We start from the raw sequence: 2,627 nt of genomic DNA on the forward strand, positions 1-2,627 counted from the left end.
CTGCTGGGCATGAAGGGCATCATGAGCGAGGCGGAGCTGCACGTGCTGCGCGCCCGCCTGGAGGGCGGGATCAAGAATAAGGCATCGCGTGGGGAGCTGCGCCGGGGCCTGCCGGTGGGGCTGCTGTGGGGTGAGGCCGACGGGGAGATCTGCTTCCACCCCGACGCGGCCGTCACCGGCGTCATCAGCGCGGTGTTCGAGCGGTTCGCGGTGTGCGGGTCGGTGCGGGCCACCTGGCTGTGGCTGCGCGACCAGGGCCTGCGCTGGCCGCTGCAACACGCCGGCTACCTGCGCAACGGCGACGCAACCGCCGAGATCACCTGGGTGGAGCCGACCTACCACGCGGTCCATACCACGTTGACGCATCCGGCCTACGCCGGCGCCTACGTCTACGGCCGCACCCGCGACGAACGCTACCTTGACGCCGGCGGCGGACTGCGCAAACGGCGCCGCAAGCTGCCCCGCGAGCAGTGGGAGGTCCTCATCACCAGCCACCATCAGGGGTTCATCGACTGGGACACCTACCTGGCCAACCAGCAACGCATCGGCACCAACACCCGGCCCCAGGCGCACGAGCCCGGCACCGGGGCGGTGCGGGAAGGCTGCGCGCTGCTGCAGGGCCTGGCCACCTGCGGCTGCTGTGGACGAAGGCTCGCCGTCTTCTACCGGGGTCGGGCCAAGCCCGTCCCCAACTACTACCGCCAGGGCCCGGGTGCGCTGGTCGACGGCCGCGGCACCCGGCACCTGAACGTCGGCGGGCTGGGCATCGACGCCGCGGTCACCGAGGCGTTCCTGGCCGCGCTCGCCCCTGCCGCGCTCAAGGCCTGCCTGGCCGCCGCGCAGCAGCTCCAAGACGGCCACGACGCCGCGCTTGCGCAGTGGCGCCGCCAAGTCGAACAGGCCCGCTACGCCGCGACCAGGGCCGAGCGTCGCTACCGGGCCGTCGATCCCGAAAACCGGCTGGTTGCCCGCGGCTTGGAAGCCGACTGGGGACACGCCCTGTGCGACCTCACCGACGCCCAGGCCGAACTGACCCGCCGCGAGACCGCCCGCCCTGTGGCCCTCACCGACGATGAGCGCGCGACCATCCTGGTCCTCGGCGACGACCTCAGCGCCGTTTGGACCGCGCCGACCACCACCGACAAGGACCGCAAGCAGCTGCTGCGCACCCTGCTGGAGGAGGTCAACATCACCGTCCACCGCGACCACCCCAACCCCCACGCCGACCTGGTGCTGCGCTGGAAGGGCGGCGCGACCGGCGAGTTGACCGTGCCGCTGCGGCGCCCACAGCCCAAGATCCGCACCGACGAAGACACCATCGCCCTGCTACGCCGCCTGGCCGTGCACTACCCCGACGCCAAGATCGCCGGCATCCTCAACCGGCAAGGACGCCGCACCGCCCGCGGACTGTCATACACCGCCAGTAGAGTCCAGCCGCTGCGACACCACTGGGGCATCCCCCGCCACCAGCCCAGCGACAACCCGGCCGAAGGAGAGCTGCTCACCGTGACCGCCGCCGCCAAAGCCCTCGGCGTCGCCCCCTCCACCCTGCTCCGCTGGCTCAACGACGGCTTCGTCGCCGGGGAGCAGCCCACCCCCGGCGCGCCCTGGCGGATCCGCCTCACCGACCAGCTGTGCGGCATGCTCGTCGACCACACCCCCGACGGCTGGGTCGCCATGCAGTACGCCACCCGCGCGCTCGGCGTCTCCCGCCAGACCGTGTTGCAACGAGTAAAGCGCGGCGAGCTCCGCGCCGTCATCACCCGCACCGGACGCAGAAAAGGCCTGCGTATCGAGGTTCCCCAACCCCAAGACGGCCTGTTCTGATCACGACAATCAGCGAAAGGAGCAGTGTGACGATGCACCCAAACAGGCGGAGATGTCCCCCTCGATGAACCAGTGCGTCCCCTTCCAGACCGACACCACTTCATCCAGCGCGGTGTGGCAACCCCGGCCGGGGCGGAAACCGTGGGAGTGGTCGGAGAACCAGACGTCGTAGTACGCCTCTAGCAGGAGACGGACCACCTCGGCGACCAGCTTGTCCGACCACGGTGGCATGCCCAGCGGGCGCAGCTTCCCGTTCCTCTTCGGGATGTAGACCCGCCTGGCCGCCGACCACCGGTACGACTCCGCGCGCAGCGCGCCGATGATCCTGTTGATCTTGGCCAGGGACATGCCGTCCACGGTCTCTGCGCTGACCCCCGGCGTCGTCGCACCGGTGTTGGCGTAGATGCGACCGTAGGCCAGCAGGAACAACTGCGGATTGAACAGCTGCCGATACAGCCTTTCCAGCGGCAGGCCCCGCCTGCCGCGCTCCCGGATGACGCTCAGCACGGTTTCAGCACTCTGCATTACGCAGCCCTCCCCGGCCGACCATCCTGGTCACCTGTGCCCCTTCGCCCTGCGGTCCGGCTCTCCCGGCCTCCCTGGCAGGTCGTTACACCTGCGACTACTACGGGCACTCCGTCGCCATAGGGCTCGCGCCCCGTAGGCGATCCCGCGGTACGTCTTCGCTGTACGTGTCGAGCGCGACACAGGCCGCCCACTCACCCCCTTGACCGCCCTCGCTGGGCGGCGCTCCGCGCCATGGAGGTTGCCCGGTCTCACGGTTCATGCCCGGACATGGC

1 protein-coding gene and 1 pseudogene are annotated in these 2,627 nt (G+C 70.3%); one reads left to right on the top strand and one right to left on the bottom strand.

The features are described 5' to 3' along the window. Nucleotides 1-1,827, top strand: a 1,827-nt coding sequence (locus VG276_21235; protein ID HEV8651849.1) for a recombinase family protein, incomplete at its 5' end; no start/stop codon positions are given. A 33-nt stretch (nucleotides 1,828-1,860) separates the two neighbouring features. On the opposite strand, the pseudogene VG276_21240 reads toward VG276_21235, so the two are convergent. Next, nucleotides 1,861-2,352 (bottom strand): annotated as a pseudogene (locus VG276_21240) (reverse transcriptase/maturase family protein). Between the last annotated feature and the right edge of the window lie 275 nt (nucleotides 2,353-2,627).

It is taken from the genome of Actinomycetes bacterium (assembly GCA_036000965.1).
GTDB lineage: Bacteria > Actinomycetota > CALGFH01 > CALGFH01 > CALGFH01 > DASYUT01.